This window comes from Pseudomonas sp. C2.3V (genome assembly GCF_058536325.1).
The window spans coordinates 4196371-4212327 of sequence record NZ_JBZUBN010000001.1; the positions used below are offsets into that span (position 1 = coordinate 4196371).

Below are 15957 nucleotides of genomic sequence, written 5' to 3' on the forward strand. Positions count from 1 at the left end.
TAAGGCGCCCGTTTCCGGGCGCACGGATTACAGTTTCTTCGCTTTTTCGATAGCTTCGTCGATGCTGCCAACCATGTAGAATGCCTGCTCAGGCAAATGGTCGTAGTCACCTTTCAGAATGCCGCCGAAACCAGCAATGGTGTCCTTGAGCGAAACGTATTTACCTGGCGCACCGGTAAATACTTCTGCAACGAAGAACGGCTGGGACAGGAAGCGCTGGATCTTACGAGCACGGGATACCAACTGCTTGTCCGCTTCGGACAGTTCGTCCATACCCAGAATCGCAATGATGTCCTTCAGCTCCTTGTAGCGCTGCAGAACATACTGAACGCCGCGAGCAACGTCATAGTGCTCCTGACCGATCACCAGCGGATCAAGCTGGCGAGAAGTAGAGTCCAGCGGATCCACAGCTGGGTAGATACCCAGGGAAGCGATGTCACGGGACAGTACGACGGTTGCGTCCAGGTGAGCGAACGTGGTCGCAGGGGACGGGTCAGTCAAGTCATCCGCAGGTACGTATACGGCCTGGATGGATGTAATCGAACCGGTTCTGGTGGAGGTAATACGCTCCTGAAGAACGCCCATCTCCTCAGCCAGCGTCGGCTGATAACCTACTGCGGAAGGCATACGGCCCAGCAGAGCGGATACTTCCGTACCGGCCAGGGTGTAACGGTAGATGTTGTCGATGAACAACAGCACGTCACGTCCTTCGTCACGGAACTTTTCGGCCATGGTCAGGCCAGTCAGGGCCACGCGCAGACGGTTGCCCGGCGGCTCGTTCATCTGACCGTAAACCAGGGCTACCTTGTCCAGAACGTTGGAATCCTTCATCTCGTGGTAGAAGTCGTTACCCTCACGAGTACGCTCACCCACGCCTGCGAACACAGAATAACCGCTGTGCTCGATGGCGATGTTACGGATCAGTTCCATCATGTTAACGGTCTTGCCTACACCGGCACCACCGAACAGACCAACCTTACCACCCTTCGCGAACGGGCAAACCAGGTCAATAACCTTGATGCCTGTTTCCAGCAGCTCGTTGCTACCGGACTGATCAGCATAGGACGGTGCCTTGCGGTGGATTTCCCAACGCTCTTCTTCACCGATGGGGCCCGCCTCGTCGATCGGGTTACCCAGAACGTCCATGATACGGCCCAGCGTCTTCACGCCTACCGGTACCTTGATCGCTTCACCAGTGTTGTTAACGTCCAGACCACGCTTCAGACCCTCGGTAGAGCCCATCGCGATGGAACGAACAATGCCGTCGCCCAGCTGCTGCTGAACTTCCAGCGTAGTTTCCACGCCCTGCACTTTCAGAGCGTCATAAACTTTCGGTACGGAATCGCGTGGGAATTCCACGTCGATTACGGCGCCGATGATTTGTACGATACGTCCGCTACTCATTTCGCGTTCCTCGAAGAATTAGAACCAGTCCGTCAAACCGCAGCGGCGCCGCCGACGATTTCCGAAATTTCCTGCGTAATCGCTGCCTGGCGTGCCTTGTTGTAGATCAGCTGCAGTTCGCTGATGATCTCGCCCGCGTTATCCGTAGCGTTCTTCATCGCGATCATCCGCGCCGCTTGTTCACAAGCGCTGTTTTCTACAACTGCCTGATACACCTGGGATTCCACGTAACGCACCAAGAGGCCGTCCAGCAACGTCTTGGCATCTGGTTCGTAGAGGTAGTCCCAATGCTTTTGCAGGCTGGTGTTCTGCTCAGCCACTAACGGAACCAGCTGCTCGATTGTCGGCTTCTGGACCATGGTGTTGACGAACTTGTTGGACACTACGTACAGGCGATCAATACGGCCATTCAGGTAAGCGTCGAGCATGACCTTGATACTACCGATCAGGTCGTTGATCGAAGGCTCTTCACCCAAATGGCTGATGGCTGCGACTACATTACCGCCGTAGCTGCGGAAGAAGGACGCCCCCTTGCTGCCAATCACACCGAGATCGACTTCAGCATTGCGATCGCGTTGCTCTGCCATGTCGCGAATCAGCGTCTTGAACAGGTTGATGTTCAAGCCGCCCGCCAGACCACGGTCGGAGCTGACCACGATATAGCCCACGCGCTTTACCGGACGCTCCACCATAAACGGATGGCGATATTCCGGGTTCGCATTGGCCAAGTGGCCGATCACAGCACGAATACGCTCAGCGTAAGGCTTGCTGGCAGCCATGCGCGTCTGAGCTTTGCGCATCTTGCTGACAGCTACCTTTTCCATGGCGCTGGTGATCTTCTGTGTGCTTTTGATGCTCGCGATTTTGCCGCGAATCTCTTTTGCGCCTGCCATGTAACACCTATCGGGTTAGCAAGCGGGAGCGCTTGACGCTCCCGCCTGGGCTTACCAGGTTTGAGTGGCCTTGAACTTCTCGAGACCGGCCTTGATGCCAGAATCGATTTCGTCGTTGAAGTCGCCCTTCTCGTTGATCTTGGCCATCAGTGCGGCGTGATCACGGTTGAAGTACGAAATCAGGGCCTGCTCGAAGCTGCCAATCTTGTCCAGCGGGATATCCGACAGGAAGCCACGCTCGGCGGCGTACAGCGACAGAGCCATCTCGGCGATGGACATCGGTGCATACTGCTTCTGCTTCATCAGCTCGGTAACACGCTGACCATGCTCAAGCTGCTTACGTGTTGCTTCGTCCAGGTCAGAAGCAAACTGGGCAAATGCTGCCAGTTCACGGTACTGAGCCAGTGCGGTACGGATACCACCGGACAGCTTCTTGATAATCTTGGTCTGAGCGGCACCACCCACACGGGATACGGAAATACCCGCGTTAACCGCAGGACGAATACCCGAGTTGAACAGACTGGTTTCCAGGAAGATCTGGCCGTCGGTAATCGAAATTACGTTGGTCGGAACGAACGCGGAAACGTCACCTGCCTGAGTCTCGATCAGCGGCAGAGCAGTCAAGGAACCTGTCTTACCGGTAACGGCGCCCTTGGTGAACTGTTCTACGTACTCCTCGGATACGCGAGAAGCACGCTCCAGCAAACGGCTGTGTAGATAGAACACGTCGCCTGGGTAAGCTTCACGGCCCGGCGGACGACGCAGCAGCAGGGAAATCTGGCGGTAAGCCACAGCCTGCTTGGACAGATCGTCATAAACGATCAGTGCATCTTCACCGCGGTCACGGAAGTATTCACCCATGGTGCAGCCGGCATAGGGAGCCAGGAACTGCAGGGCTGCGGACTCAGAGGCACTGGCAGCTACCACGATGGTGTTCTGCAGTGCGCCGTGCTCTTCCAGCTTGCGTACGACGTTGGCAATGGTCGACTGCTTCTGACCGATAGCAACATAGACGCAACGAATGCCACTGTTGCGCTGGTTGATGATCGCATCCACCGCCATGGCAGTTTTACCTACCTGACGGTCACCGATGATCAGCTCACGCTGGCCACGGCCAACGGGGATCATGGCGTCAACAGCCTTGTAACCAGTCTGTACAGGCTGGTCTACCGACTTACGCCAGATTACGCCCGGAGCGACTTTTTCAACCGCGTCGGTTTCTTTGGCGTTGATCGGGCCTTTGCCATCGATCGGATTACCCAGGGCATCAACAACGCGACCCAGAAGCTCCGGACCAACCGGTACTTCAAGGATACGGCCGGTGCACTTGGCACTCATGCCTTCAGCCAGGCCCAGGTAATTACCCAGAACCACGGCACCTACGGAATCCTGCTCCAGGTTCAGTGCCATGCCGTAGACGCCGCCCGGGAACTCAATCATTTCCCCGTACATAACGTCGGCCAGACCAAAGATGCGCACGATACCGTCAGAAACACTGACGATAGTACCTTCGTTGCGCGGTTGCGAAGAGACATCGAGTTTCTCGATGCGGCTCTTGATGATTTCACTAATTTCGGAAGGATTGAGTTGCTGCATGCTACTGCCCCTTCAAACTCAAGGTTTCAACGCTTCGGCCAGTTGCGCGAGCTTGCCGCGAACGGAGCCATCGATTACCAAGTCGCCGGCGCGAATTACCACACCACCGATCAGGCTTGCATCCTCGGATGCATGAAGTCGCACATCGCGACCGAGCCTTGCGCTGAGAGCCTTGGCGAGTTTGTCTTGCTGTTCGTCGCTCAAAGCGAAAGCACTGGTGACTTCCGCCTCGATGGATCTTTCCTGCTCGGCCTTGAACTCTTCGTAGAGTTCAGCAATGGTCGGCATCAGGTCGATCCGGTTGTTTTCTGCCACGGTCCGAACAAAGTTCTGGGCCTGCACATCCAGCTGATCGCCGCACACGTCAATGAGCAGCTTGGCCTTGGCGTCCGCGGTCAACTGCGGTTGCTGAAGCAGCTGGCGCACGGTCCCATCCAGAGTTACCGCGGCGAGCAGTCTCAGCTCCTCGGACCATTTGGCCAGATTCTGCTGAGACTGTGCGAACTCGAAAGCTGCCTTGGCATATGGCCGGGCCAGCGTGTTCAGTTCTGCCATGATGGCCTCGCTTAGATTTCCGCAGCCAGTCGGTCGACCAACTGTGCGTGGGCTTGGGGATCAATCGTTTTGCCCAGGATCTTCTCTGCACCAGCGACAGCCAGAAGGCCAACCTGTGCACGCAGAGCTTCCTTGGCGCTATTGATTTCCCGGTCGATTTCAGCCTGAGCCTGCTCTTTCAGACGATCGCCTTCAGCACGGGCCTTGACCTGCGCTTCTTCGATGATCTGGGTAGCACGCTTGTTAGCTTGCTCGATGATTTCAGCTGCCTGACCTTTCGCTTCGCTCAGTTTCTGGGTGGCTTGTTCCTGAGCCAATTCCAGGTCACGAGCCGCGCGGTTGGCAGCGTCCAGGCCGTCAGCAATCTTCTTTTCACGCTCACGCAAAGCCGCGATGACCGGAGGCCACACGAACTTCATGCAGAACAGCACGAAGATAAAGAAGGCAACGGACTGGCCAATCAGGGTTGCATTAATGTTCACGCCAACACCTCGCTCGTTCGTTGTCTGTCAATCATACGAATCATCGATTCGGATGATTAACCAGCGATCTGACCAACGAAGGGGTTAGCGAAGGTGAAGAACAGGGCGATACCAACACCGATCATGGTTACGGCGTCGAGCAGACCCGCTACGATGAACATTTTCACCTGCAGCATCGGAACAAGTTCCGGCTGACGGGCAGCGCCTTCCAGGAACTTGCCGCCCAACAGGCCGAAGCCAATGGCAGTACCCAGTGCGCCCAGACCAATCAGCAGTGCTACGGCGATAGCGGTCAGTCCAACTACAGTTTCCATTTTTCCTCCCGACTTTTAAGTCGTCTTGGTTAAGGTTGAAGCAAAAAAATTGTTATTCCCCATTGCCCTCGCGGGCATCCTCCCCTTTCGGAGAGGATCATCAAGTGCTCTAGCTCTTAATGACTTTCTTCATGCGCCATCGACATATAGACGATGGTCAGCATCATGAAGATGAAGGCCTGCAAGGTAATGATCAGGATGTGGAAGACCGCCCACGCCCACTGCAGGACAATACCTAGACCACCCAGCGCCAGACCGTTGGCGAACATCATGGCGATCAGGATAAAGATCAGCTCACCGGCATACATGTTGCCGAAGAGTCGCAAGGCCAAGGAAACGGGACGCGCCACCAGCGTTACGAACTCGAGCAGGAAGTTGATCGGAATCAGGATGATCTGAACCAGCATGTTCTTGCTATGGAACGGATGCAGAGTCAGCTCGCCCAGGAAACCACCAACTCCTTTTACCTTGATGCTATAGAAGATCAACAGGGCAAATACGGACAAGGCCATACCAATAGTGGCATTCGGGTCGGTAGTCGGAACCACACGGAAATATGTGTGCTCACCACCTATCAGGCCAGCCAGGGACGGCAACCAGTCAACCGGCACCAAGTCCATGAGGTTCATCAGGAAGATCCAGACGAAAATCGTCAGTGCCAGAGGCGCGATCAGCGGATTACGGCCATGGAAGGTGTCACGGACACTGCTGTCGACGAACTCGATAATGACTTCGACGAAATTTTGCAATTTACCGGGCTGGCCACTGGTGGCCTTGACCGCTACGGCACGGAAAATGCAAATAAAAATCAGGCCTAGAACGACCGACCAACCCAGAGTATCCAGGTGGAAGGCCCAAAAGCCCATTTCTTTCGCTTCTTGAGGGGTGTGGGCGAAACTCCAACCATTTGCCGGATGCAGACCATAGGTCAGATTCTGCAAGTGGTGCTGGATGTAACCCGAAGCGGATTCTGCTGCCATGTTTGCCTCGAACGCTTTAAGGTCTAGAAGATCGTTTGACAAGTAGGGGAGCGCATCCATTGACAAAAAGCGTCAATAGATAGACACCAAACAACGCCAGTGGCATGAGTGGCTTTATCCCCGCAAACGCCACTGTAAAAAGCAGTGCCGTCAAAATTAGTTTTCCTGCCTCTCCCGCATAGAATGATCGAACTATGTCGCGAGCAGCTCGGGCGCCCGAATAACGGAACGCTTTATAAGAGAAATATGTATTAGGCAACCAGGCGATTAAACCACCCATCAAACCAGAATAAGCAGCGACCCTACCAACGAAGCAAAACAAAAATAACGCTGCACATATCGTGACGGCCAGTTGGACGAGCAGCAGGTTAAATGCTGGCTGACGGTGAAAAGGCAGGCGTTTGGGCGTGCGATCAACCATCGCGCTCGAAGTCCTCTGGCGTCGGCTTATTATTTAAGCCTTGGCATACTTTGTGCCGACGTAAAGCGCGCAGAGTATAGGAGTCTGCACGCGCCCATTCAAGCCATGCGGTAGTCTTTACGACTATTCGCTACCATTAGAATATTAGCGAATGTGAGCAAGAACGCCCTGCAGCTCATCAAGTGAGCTGTAACGAATCACCAGCTGCCCCTTTCCCTTCTGCCCATGGCGGATCTGTACGGGAGCCCCCAGACGCTCAGCCAGCCGTTGCTCCAGGCGCATAATATCAGGATCAGCCTTCTCTGGAGGCTCAACCGCTTCTTTCTTATTCAACCACTGCCTTACTAAGGCTTCTGTCTGACGCACGGTCAATCCACGTGCGACAACATGACGCGCCCCCTCGACCTGTTTTGAGGCTGGCAAGCCCAACAATGCCCTGGCATGGCCCATTTCCAGATCGCCATGCGCCAGCATGGTCTTGATCTCTTCTGGCAACGCTATCAGTCGAAGCAGGTTAGCCACACTGACGCGTGATTTGCCCACTGCATCGGCCACCTGCTGCTGCGTCAGCTGAAATTCCTGCTGCAGCCGCTGAAGGGCCATGGCCTCTTCTATCGGACTTAGGTTTTCACGCTGGATATTCTCGATTAGCGCCATCGCAATGGCGGCTTCGTCAGGAATATTTCTGACTAGTGCTGGGATACGCTCAAGCCCTGCCTGCTGGCTGGCACGCCAGCGACGCTCCCCGGCAATGATCTCATAGCGATTGTCAGCAATGGGACGTACCACGATCGGCTGCATCAAGCCTTGGGCGCGAATCGACCTGGCAAGCTCTTCGAGCGCGACCGGGTCCATGTCACGGCGTGGTTGGTACTTGCCGCGCTGGATAATGTCCAACGGCAGATGCTGCAACTCACGCTGGTCGGCCTTGACTGCTTCTTCCTGCAGTACGCTAGCCGTAGCCCCGCTCAGCAGCGCATCCAGACCGCGGCCCAGTCCCCTTTTCTTGACAGCCATGTGTATTCCTTAAGCGATTGCTTTTGCAGCCTTGCGCTGCCGACGAGCCAGTTCGTTTGCCAAGGCCAGGTAGGCTGCAGCCCCTGTTGATGCCTTGTCGTAAGTCAACGCGGGCATACCATGACTGGGTGCCTCGGCAAGACGCACGTTGCGCGGGATAACCGTATCGTACAGCGTATCGCCAAAATGCGCCTTGAGCTGGGCCGCTACGTCGTTCGCCAGATTGATACGAGGGTCATACATCGTGCGCAGCACACCTTCGATCTTCAGGCCTGGATTCAGAGCTTGTCCGATGCGCTGGATGCTACCGATCAGGTCAGTCAGCCCTTCAAGTGCGAAATATTCGCACTGCATGGGAATGATAACCCCATCCGAAGCGACCAGCCCGTTGATGGTCAGCATCGACAATGACGGCGGGCAGTCAATCAGTACGTAATCGTAATTTTCCCGTATGGGCGCCAGCGCTTCACGCAAGCGGCTCTCGCGCTTGCTCATGTCCAGAAGCTCAATTTCGGCAGCCGTCACATCACGGTTCGACGGTAGCAACTGGTAACCACCATGCTCGGAAAACTGCATGGCTTCGATGAGATCACACTGTCCGATCAGCACATCCAGAACCGAATGTTCCAGATTGTGCTTATCCACACCGCTTCCCATGGTCGCGTTGCCTTGTGGATCGAGATCGATCAACAGTACCCGACGTCGGGTAGCAACGAGCGAAGCAGCCAGATTGATGCAGGTCGTAGTTTTCCCCACCCCGCCTTTCTGGTTGGCTATCGCAAAAACCTTGGCCATGAGCCGCTTTACCCCTCTTCAACAATGCGGCGCAGTATCAATAGATGCCGCTGCCCTTGGCAACCTGGAACCTGCAAGGCGTGTTCTGCTTCAACCTTAAAATCCGTTGGCAACGCTGCAAGCTCATCCACAGGATGCAGTCCTTTCATGGCGAACCATTGTGTCAATGAATCGCCCAGATGTCGTGTCCAGTTTGTGAAATCAGCGAGCGAGCTGAACGCTCGCGACACAATCCCGTTGAAACGATAGTCAGGCGTAAATTCTTCTACACGACTGTGGATAACCTGAAGGTTATCCAAGCCGAGCTCAATTTTTGCCTGTGTGAGAAAGCGTGTTTTCTTACCGTTGCTGTCCAGAACGGTAAAAGCGCTTTCCGGGAACAGGATGGCTAGCGGGACTCCCGGCATACCCCCACCACTGCCCACATCCAGCCATCGACCAGCCCTGATATGGGGGACAACACTTAAACTATCAAGCAGGTGACGTGAAACCATTTCATCTGGATCACGGACTGCCGTCAGGTTATAGGCTTTATTCCACTTTTGCAGCAGGCCCATGTAGGCCAGCAATTTCTCAACCTGTTCATCAGACAGCTCGACACCTAGAGATTTAGCTCCTGAGCGAAGCTCCTCGCTGTAACGAATCATTCCTTCCAACATCAAGCCATCTGCTCCAACTGGCGTCCGGCCGAACGCTTTTTCAGGTGAATCATCAAAAGGGAAATGGCTGCAGGCGTTACACCGGGAATCCGCGAAGCCTGCCCAAGTGTTTCCGGGCGGCCCTGGCTCAGCTTGTGCTGAATTTCCTTCGACAAACCGGATATGGCGGTGTAATCCAGATCCGCCGGTAGACGAATGCTTTCACTGCTGCGCAGCCGCTCGATCTCGTCCTGCTGACGCTCGATGTAACCTGCGTATTTGGTCTTGATCTCTACCTGCTCGGCAACCTGCGCGTCTTCGATGACACCGCCGGTTACCTCCATCAAGCCGACATAGTCGATTTCCGGACGGCTCAGAAGACTTTGCAGATTGTACTCATGGGTCAGCGGTGTACCAAAGCGCTCAGCAATGGCATCACCTTGTACAGTCCCTGGACGCACCCACGTACTCTTCAAGCGCTGCTCCTCAAGGGTAATGCGCTCACGCTTCAGGCAGAACGCCTCCCAACGAGCATCGTCTACCAGACCGAGCTGCCGACCTTGTTCGGTCAGTCGCAGATCCGCATTGTCTTCACGCAGAATCAGTCGATATTCCGCACGGGAGGTAAACATCCGATACGGTTCCTGCGTACCCAGCGTGATCAAATCATCGACCAATACACCCAAGTAAGCTTCGTCACGACGTGGACACCAGCTGTCCTTGCCCTGTGCACGCAAGGCTGCGTTGGCACCTGCCAGTAGCCCCTGGGCGCCAGCTTCCTCGTATCCTGTCGTTCCGTTGATCTGACCTGCAAAGAAGAGTCCACCAATGACCTTGGTTTCCAGGCTGTATTTCAGATCACGCGGGTCGAAAAAGTCATATTCGATGGCATAACCAGGACGCAGGATGTGGGCATTTTCCATACCCCGCATCGACCGCACCAACTCCAGCTGAACATCGAAGGGCAAGGATGTGGAAATGCCATTGGGATACAACTCGTGAGTTGTCAGTCCTTCAGGCTCCAGGAAAACCTGATGGCTGTCCTTGTCCGCGAAACGGTGGATCTTGTCTTCGATCGATGGACAGTAGCGTGGGCCGATCCCTTCGATAACGCCTGAATACATCGGCGAGCGATCAAGATTGTTGCGGATGATGTCATGGGTCCGACTGTTGGTATGAGTTATCCAACAGCTAACCTGCTGAGGATGCTCATCCACTGATCCCATGAATGACATTACGGGCAGAGGTTTATCCCCAGGCTGCTCCGTCATGACAGAGAAATCCACTGTACGACCATCAATGCGTGGAGGTGTACCGGTTTTCAACCGCGATACACGCAGTGGCTGCTCACGAAGCCGTTTGGATAATGCATTGGCAGGGGCATCCCCTGCCCGACCGCCTGAGTAATTCTGCAGGCCTATGTGGATAAGCCCCCCCAGAAAGGTGCCTGTGGTCAACACAACGTTATCCCCAAGGAAACGTAGACCCATCTGGGTAACGACGCCTCTGACCTGATCCTGTTCAACAATCAAGTCATCACAGGCCTGCTGAAATATCCACAGGTTGGGCTGATTTTCCAGCATATAGCGGATTGCAGCCTTGTAGAGGACGCGATCGGCTTGAGCGCGCGTTGCACGCACCGCAGGGCCTTTACGGCTATTGAGTATCCGGAACTGGATGCCTGCTTTGTCGGTAGCCAAAGCCATCGCACCGCCCAAGGCATCGATCTCCTTGACTAGATGGCTCTTGCCGATACCACCAATAGCCGGGTTACAGCTCATCTGCCCCAATGTTTCAACATTGTGGGTCAGCAATAAAGTTTTGACACCCATGCGTGCAGCAGCAAGTGCAGCTTCGGTGCCGGCATGGCCGCCGCCGACCACTATGACGTCAAAACGGGAAGGGAAATCCACCACGCACCTCGTGCCTGTTTGGTTAGGGGATTAGGGAAGGCGCAGAAGTATAAGGGCTCCTCTGCTCTCTATGAAGTCCTTTTGAACAAAAAATGATCAACTGCAGACTTGGTGGCATCAGGTAATAGAAATAATAAGGAAGAAATATATAAAAGCATTGTTAATGCGATTATGTATGGTGAGCCTCTTTTCTGTGGATAACATGCGCTTGCCTTTACCCACAGGGCATTACAGCCAATGATAAGTCAGAGGAGAACCTGTAACTCTCCTTATCAAAAGCTCGTGAGTAGCTGTGGATAATTAGGGAGGTTACCAACAACACCTTTTCAGAACAGCTTAAGCCCTGACTTCTGCCCAGACCTCAGCTAGGGTTATCAACAGGCAAAAAAAAAGCCCCAGCGGGTAATCCCGCGGGGCTTCCTGAATCGATGAAACGCGGCTATTTGCCGATGCAAAAGCTGGAGAAGATCCTGCCCAGCAGATCATCGGAACTGAACGCTCCTGTAATCTCGCCCAATGCCTGCTGCGCCACTCTCAGGTCTTCCGCCAAGAGCTCCCCAGAGCCATTCACTACGAGTTGCTGGTGCCCGTGCTCCAGATAATGACGGGCTGTGTGTAACGCTTCGAGATGACGTTGGCGTGCGCTAAAACTGCTTTCGGCAGTCTGTTCAAATCCAACGCAGGCTTTGAGGTGCTCTCGAAGATGCTCGATGCCCTCACCTGTCATTGCACTAAGGCTTAAGGTATGAATACCTTCTGAGGTTTCCTGAAGCGCAATAGGTTCACCCGAAAGATCAGCTTTGTTTCGGATGACTGTTACTTTGTTTTGATCAGGTCGATGTGACAGAAACTCTGGCCAAAGTGCATCGGGATTCCGAGCCTCGGGTGCCGTGGAATCTACCACCAGCAGTATCCGGTCGGCGCTCTCAATAGCACTCAGGGCGCGCTGTACGCCGATCTGCTCAACCCGATCGGTAGTGTCCCGTAATCCTGCCGTGTCGATGACATGTAATGGCATACCGTCGATATGGATGTGCTCGCGTAAGACATCGCGGGTCGTGCCTGCGATGTCCGTCACGATGGCAGCTTCATGGCCTGCCAGCGCGTTGAGAAGACTCGATTTTCCTGCATTGGGTCGTCCAGCAATCACTACCGTCATGCCATCGCGTAACAGTGCGCCACGACCGGCTTCTTTTTCCACCTGCGCCAGTTCCTGGCGCACACCGTTGAGCAGGCCCAGCACATGGCCATCCGCCAGGAAGTCGATTTCCTCTTCGGGAAAGTCGATGGCTGCCTCCACGTAAATCCGCAACTGGATCAGTTGTTCCGTCAGGCTTTCTACTCGCTTGGAGAATGCCCCTTGTAATGAACGTAGCGCATTACGGGCAGCTTGCTCGGAACTCGCCTCGATGAGGTCGGCGATAGCTTCTGCCTGGGCAAGGTCCAGCTTATCGTTGAGAAAGGCACGTTCGCTGAACTCTCCTGGACGGGCTGAACGCGCACCTACCGCAATGACAGCCTTGAGCAGTAAATCCAGAACGACTGGACCGCCATGGCCTTGGAGCTCGAGAACGTCCTCGCCTGTAAAAGAGTGGGGTCCTGGGAAGAACAAGGCGATTCCCTCATCAAGGGTAAGACCAGCGCTATCCTTGAAGGGACCATAATGAGCATGGCGAGGTGTTAAAGAGCCACCACAGATTGTTTCTGCGATGGTTCTTACCGCAGGCCCGGAAACCCTGACGATACCTACCCCACCTCGGCCTGTGGCTGTAGCGATAGCAGCAATGGTGTCTTGAATTGGATTCATTCTTCATTCTCCAGAATGCACAACGCCCCTCGAAAGGGGCGCTGTGTAAAACGTAAGGCTATCAGGCCGGTTTGGCAGTGCCATTGATCCGACGATTGATATACCACTGCTGCGCGATCGACAGGCAGTTGTTCACGATCCAGTACAGCACCAGGCCAGACGGGAACCACAGGAAGAAGAAGGTAAAGATAATGGGCATCATCTTCATCATCTTGGCCTGCATGGGGTCCGGAGGCGTGGGGTTCAACATTTGCTGAACCAGCATGGTACCGCCCATAAGGATCGGCAGGATGAAGAAAGGATCCTTGGACGAAAGGTCAGTGATCCAGAACATCCAGGGAGACTGGCGCATTTCCACGCTCTCCAGCAGAACCCAGTACAAGGCCAGGAATACCGGCATCTGTACGAGGATCGGCAGGCAGCCACCCAGCGGATTGATCTTCTCCTTGCGGTACAGCTCCATCATCGCCTGGGACATCTTCTGGCGATCATCACCATACTGTTCCTTCAACGCCTGAAGACGCGGAGAAACTGCACGCATGCGAGCCATGGAACGATAGCTGGCTGCAGAAAGCGGGAAGAAAATAGCCTTGATGATGATAGTCAACACGATGATCGACCATCCCCAGTTTCCAAGGATGCTGTGAATATGTTGCAGCAGCCAGAAGATCGGCTGAGCAATGAACCATAGGAAACCATAGTCGACGGTCAATTCAAGACCTGGGGACAACTCCTTCAGATACTCCTGCAGCTTTGGACCAGCATAAAGCGTTGCCGATGTTTCTGCCTGGGTACCCGGTGCTACGCTAAGCTGCGGACCGGTAAAGCCCACCAGATAATTGCCCTGGCTGTCCTTGCGACCCTGGATCTGGTGCTGCTCATCCTTGTTGGGCACCCAAGCCGTCACGAAGTAATGCTGCAACCAGGCGACCCAACCGCCCTTGGCCGTTTCCTGCAGAGCCTGCTTGTCGATATCTTTCATCGACACCTTGCGATATTGCTCCTCCGGCGTTCCGACAGCAGCGCCCAGGTAAGTCGAAACTCCTGTGGCTGTTGTGGAAGATGGATCACCACTGGAGTCACGCTTCAGCTGTGCATAGAAAATACCATTCCAGTTCTGGCTGCTCTGGTTGTCGATGACATAGCTGACCTGCACCTGATAGGCATTGGGGTTGATGCAGGAAATTTTCTTCTGTGCCTTTTCGGTATCCGAGCAATCAAGCTTCAGGCCGCGATGGAAGGTAAAGCGCTTGACATAGTTGACGCCGTTTTCAGCAAAGTTCAGATCGACAGTCAGTTGATCCTGACCGTCTGCCAATACGTAGTTCTGCTGTGCACTCTGATAAACAGGGCGGCCTGTCTGACGTGCGTCCGGACCGTTGGATCCAGTTAAACCACTTTGCGCCAGATACAGACGTTCGTTGCCATTATCAAACAGGGTGAAAGGTACATCCGGATGATCCTGGCGACGAGGATACTGGACAAGCCCCAATTTGACGATGTCACCACCACGGGGATCAATCGTGACATCCATGACATCCGTACGGACATGGATGGGTTGACCATTGCCACTTACAGTCTGTGGAGCCGTTCCGTTCGTCGAGCTTTCGCCTGCAACGGTTGGAACATCGGCCGCAGCAGTATTGCCTGTTGGCGTGTCAGTCGGCAGCGCCGCAGCGGAGGATTGTGCTGAAGAAGGCGTTTCGGGCTGGCCGTAATCCTTATTCCATTGCAACACCGCTGTGTAAGACACAATCGCTAGAGCGGCGATGAGAAACGTGCGCTTTATATCCATGATTACTCGGCCATCTAAGAGGTCGGTGCTTGGGATGGGTCTGCTGGTACCGGATCATATCCATCAGCGAGCCTGAAATGGCAAAGACGCCATTGGCGCATTGCCATCCAGCCATCGTGCAAGAAATTGCACAGCGCAATCACTTGGGACGTATGGTTTGAACAACTGGGATAGAAACGGCAATGAGATGCCATCATCGGTGTGATGACATAACGGTAGAAGCGGATAAGCAGCAGAGCCGGCTTACGCATAAGAACCGTTTGCCTGTTTCGAATGTTCGGAAGGATCGGTCTTTTGTAGCTGTTTACGTGCCAGACGATTCCAGAGTTTGCCCAAGTGCTGATGCAAGTCGGGATTCTCAATATCACCGAAGCCCTTACGTGCAATCACAACGATATCCAGACCTTCAAGCATGTGCTGATGGTGACGAAAGGAATCTCGAAGGACACGCTTGAGCCGGTTACGCTCGACTGACAGCTTGACGCTCTTCTTACCTATCACCAGCCCAAGGCGGGCATGCGACAAGCCATTCTGACGTACAAGCAGAAGAACACTATTACCAGGAACCTTGAGAGTGGGAGAGTCGAAGACATTTTGAAACTGTCTTGAAGTCAGAAGCCGTTTTTCGCGGCTGAAGTCTCGACTCACCACCTGTACCGGGGCTATCAGACTGCCAGACGCTTACGGCCTTTGGCACGGCGACGGGATAGAACCTGACGGCCATTCTTGGTAGCCATACGAGCACGGAAACCGTGAGTACGGGCGCGCTTCAGAGTACTGGGTTGGAAAGTGCGTTTCATGGTCATTTACCTAGGTGTGAACGAAGCGAGGCGAAATCACCCCGTTTAAATAGACCGGCGATTCTAGAGAAAGCCAGTGAATAGGTCAATTTCCATACAGCACCGGTTGTCAATAAAAATTCAGCAAAAAACAACAAAAGAACGAATTAAAAAGAAGATAGATGCAGTGTTAATGTATATAAAAGCCTTTTCCTGTGGATAAGAGCGTGAGGGCTGCATTCCTGCTCACGTCTGTCATTGTATAACTATGCGGTAAAGCCGTCGAACTGCTGTGCTGCGCCTGGATACTAGCTGTGGATATCTAAGGTACTTAGCCACAACTGAGTTATCAACAAGCAGTTACCCTACAAACAAACCGCTTTCGATCTGCGCTTATCCACAACAAAGATTTTTTGATTTTTCGCTCTCTATGTAACTGATTGAATGGTTGATGTGGATAAGTGACAGGGGCGACGGTACAATGTCGTGCTGCATTCACCTTTGCCTGAACACGTTGCTTCTTTACATACAGAGGCAATAACAGGGTGACTTTCTTTCTGGAGTGACT

17 protein-coding genes are annotated in these 15957 nt (G+C 54.0%); all 17 read right to left on the minus strand.

Annotated features, from left to right (window positions below; genetic code table 11):
- Window positions 1-27: 27 nt before the first annotated feature.
- Window positions 28-1404 carry a F0F1 ATP synthase subunit beta gene (gene atpD, locus AC4LF3_RS19755; protein WP_010796328.1) on the minus strand — a complete coding sequence of 459 codons (1377 nt, stop codon included), beginning with the start codon at window positions 1402-1404 and terminating at the stop codon, window positions 28-30.
- Between the two features lie 32 nt (window positions 1405-1436).
- Window positions 1437-2297: a F0F1 ATP synthase subunit gamma gene (gene atpG / locus AC4LF3_RS19760; protein WP_010796329.1), complete on the minus strand. Its 861-nt coding sequence runs from the start codon at window positions 2295-2297 to the stop codon at window positions 1437-1439.
- Window positions 2298-2348: 51 nt separating this feature from the next.
- Window positions 2349-3893, minus strand: coding sequence for a F0F1 ATP synthase subunit alpha (gene atpA / locus AC4LF3_RS19765; protein ID WP_010796330.1), 1545 nt, complete (start codon window positions 3891-3893; stop codon window positions 2349-2351).
- A gap of 18 nt (window positions 3894-3911) precedes the next feature.
- On the minus strand, window positions 3912-4448 hold the full coding sequence (locus AC4LF3_RS19770; RefSeq protein ID WP_010796331.1) for a F0F1 ATP synthase subunit delta: 537 nt from the start codon (window positions 4446-4448) through the stop codon (window positions 3912-3914).
- Window positions 4449-4459: 11 nt separating this feature from the next.
- Window positions 4460-4930, minus strand: coding sequence for a F0F1 ATP synthase subunit B (locus tag AC4LF3_RS19775; protein WP_010796332.1), 471 nt, complete (start codon window positions 4928-4930; stop codon window positions 4460-4462).
- A gap of 56 nt (window positions 4931-4986) precedes the next feature.
- Window positions 4987-5244 (minus strand): F0F1 ATP synthase subunit C, encoded by a 258-nt coding sequence (gene atpE, locus AC4LF3_RS19780; protein ID WP_010796333.1) that lies wholly within the window; start codon window positions 5242-5244, stop codon window positions 4987-4989.
- Window positions 5245-5360: 116 nt separating this feature from the next.
- Window positions 5361-6224: a F0F1 ATP synthase subunit A gene (atpB, locus tag AC4LF3_RS19785; RefSeq protein ID WP_491836222.1), complete on the minus strand. Its 864-nt coding sequence runs from the start codon at window positions 6222-6224 to the stop codon at window positions 5361-5363.
- 16 nt (window positions 6225-6240) lie between these two features.
- Window positions 6241-6645, minus strand: a complete 405-nt coding sequence (locus AC4LF3_RS19790) for a F0F1 ATP synthase subunit I (RefSeq protein ID WP_010796335.1) — start codon at window positions 6643-6645, stop codon at window positions 6241-6243.
- Between the two features lie 144 nt (window positions 6646-6789).
- Complete coding sequence (locus AC4LF3_RS19795; protein ID WP_010796336.1) at window positions 6790-7662, minus strand: ParB/RepB/Spo0J family partition protein; 873 nt, start codon at window positions 7660-7662, stop codon at window positions 6790-6792.
- A 9-nt stretch (window positions 7663-7671) separates the two neighbouring features.
- Entirely contained in the window at window positions 7672-8457 is a 786-nt protein-coding gene (locus tag AC4LF3_RS19800) for a ParA family protein (RefSeq protein ID WP_010796337.1), read from the minus strand.
- A gap of 8 nt (window positions 8458-8465) precedes the next feature.
- Window positions 8466-9116, minus strand: coding sequence for a 16S rRNA (guanine(527)-N(7))-methyltransferase RsmG (gene rsmG / locus AC4LF3_RS19805; protein ID WP_491836341.1), 651 nt, complete (start codon window positions 9114-9116; stop codon window positions 8466-8468).
- Complete coding sequence (gene mnmG / locus AC4LF3_RS19810; RefSeq protein WP_491836223.1) at window positions 9116-11008, minus strand: tRNA uridine-5-carboxymethylaminomethyl(34) synthesis enzyme MnmG; 1893 nt, start codon at window positions 11006-11008, stop codon at window positions 9116-9118. Before mnmG ends, rsmG begins: the two co-directional genes overlap by 1 nt.
- Window positions 11009-11447: 439 nt before the next feature.
- Complete coding sequence (gene mnmE / locus AC4LF3_RS19815) at window positions 11448-12815, minus strand: tRNA uridine-5-carboxymethylaminomethyl(34) synthesis GTPase MnmE (RefSeq protein ID WP_491836224.1); 1368 nt, start codon at window positions 12813-12815, stop codon at window positions 11448-11450.
- 61 nt (window positions 12816-12876) lie between these two features.
- Window positions 12877-14610, minus strand: a complete 1734-nt coding sequence (yidC, locus tag AC4LF3_RS19820; protein ID WP_074820931.1) for a membrane protein insertase YidC — start codon at window positions 14608-14610, stop codon at window positions 12877-12879.
- 14 nt (window positions 14611-14624) lie between these two features.
- Window positions 14625-14861, minus strand: a complete 237-nt coding sequence (yidD, locus tag AC4LF3_RS19825; RefSeq protein WP_073450114.1) for a membrane protein insertion efficiency factor YidD — start codon at window positions 14859-14861, stop codon at window positions 14625-14627.
- Window positions 14854-15261 carry a ribonuclease P protein component gene (gene rnpA, locus AC4LF3_RS19830; protein WP_150348381.1) on the minus strand — a complete coding sequence of 136 codons (408 nt, stop codon included), beginning with the start codon at window positions 15259-15261 and terminating at the stop codon, window positions 14854-14856. Before rnpA ends, yidD begins: the two co-directional genes overlap by 8 nt.
- Window positions 15262-15275: 14 nt before the next feature.
- The gene (gene rpmH / locus AC4LF3_RS19835; RefSeq protein WP_010796343.1) at window positions 15276-15410 is read right to left on the minus strand and encodes a 50S ribosomal protein L34; all 135 of its coding nucleotides are present in this window, start codon (window positions 15408-15410) and stop codon (window positions 15276-15278) included.
- Window positions 15411-15957: the final 547 nt, after the last annotated feature.

Excerpts from the sequence above, each read along its gene's own strand:
- atpB (WP_491836222.1), bottom strand. The coding sequence starts at position 6,224 with ATGGCAGCAGAATCCGCTTCGGGTTACATCCAGCACCACTTGCAGAAT.
- atpA (WP_010796330.1), bottom strand. The coding sequence starts at position 3,893 with ATGCAGCAACTCAATCCTTCCGAAATTAGTGAAATCATCAAGAGCCGC.
- AC4LF3_RS19790 (WP_010796335.1), bottom strand. The coding sequence starts at position 6,645 with ATGGTTGATCGCACGCCCAAACGCCTGCCTTTTCACCGTCAGCCAGCA.
- rpmH (WP_010796343.1), bottom strand. The coding sequence starts at position 15,410 with ATGAAACGCACTTTCCAACCCAGTACTCTGAAGCGCGCCCGTACTCAC.
- AC4LF3_RS19800 (WP_010796337.1), bottom strand. The coding sequence starts at position 8,457 with ATGGCCAAGGTTTTTGCGATAGCCAACCAGAAAGGCGGGGTGGGGAAA.
- rsmG (WP_491836341.1), bottom strand. The coding sequence starts at position 9,116 with ATGTTGGAAGGAATGATTCGTTACAGCGAGGAGCTTCGCTCAGGAGCT.
- AC4LF3_RS19795 (WP_010796336.1), bottom strand. The coding sequence starts at position 7,662 with ATGGCTGTCAAGAAAAGGGGACTGGGCCGCGGTCTGGATGCGCTGCTG.
- mnmE (WP_491836224.1), bottom strand. The coding sequence starts at position 12,815 with ATGAATCCAATTCAAGACACCATTGCTGCTATCGCTACAGCCACAGGC.
- atpE (WP_010796333.1), bottom strand. The coding sequence starts at position 5,244 with ATGGAAACTGTAGTTGGACTGACCGCTATCGCCGTAGCACTGCTGATT.
- yidC (WP_074820931.1), bottom strand. The coding sequence starts at position 14,610 with ATGGATATAAAGCGCACGTTTCTCATCGCCGCTCTAGCGATTGTGTCT.
- atpD (WP_010796328.1), bottom strand. The coding sequence starts at position 1,404 with ATGAGTAGCGGACGTATCGTACAAATCATCGGCGCCGTAATCGACGTG.
- yidD (WP_073450114.1), bottom strand. The coding sequence starts at position 14,861 with ATGCGTAAGCCGGCTCTGCTGCTTATCCGCTTCTACCGTTATGTCATC.
- AC4LF3_RS19770 (WP_010796331.1), bottom strand. The coding sequence starts at position 4,448 with ATGGCAGAACTGAACACGCTGGCCCGGCCATATGCCAAGGCAGCTTTC.
- atpG (WP_010796329.1), bottom strand. The coding sequence starts at position 2,297 with ATGGCAGGCGCAAAAGAGATTCGCGGCAAAATCGCGAGCATCAAAAGC.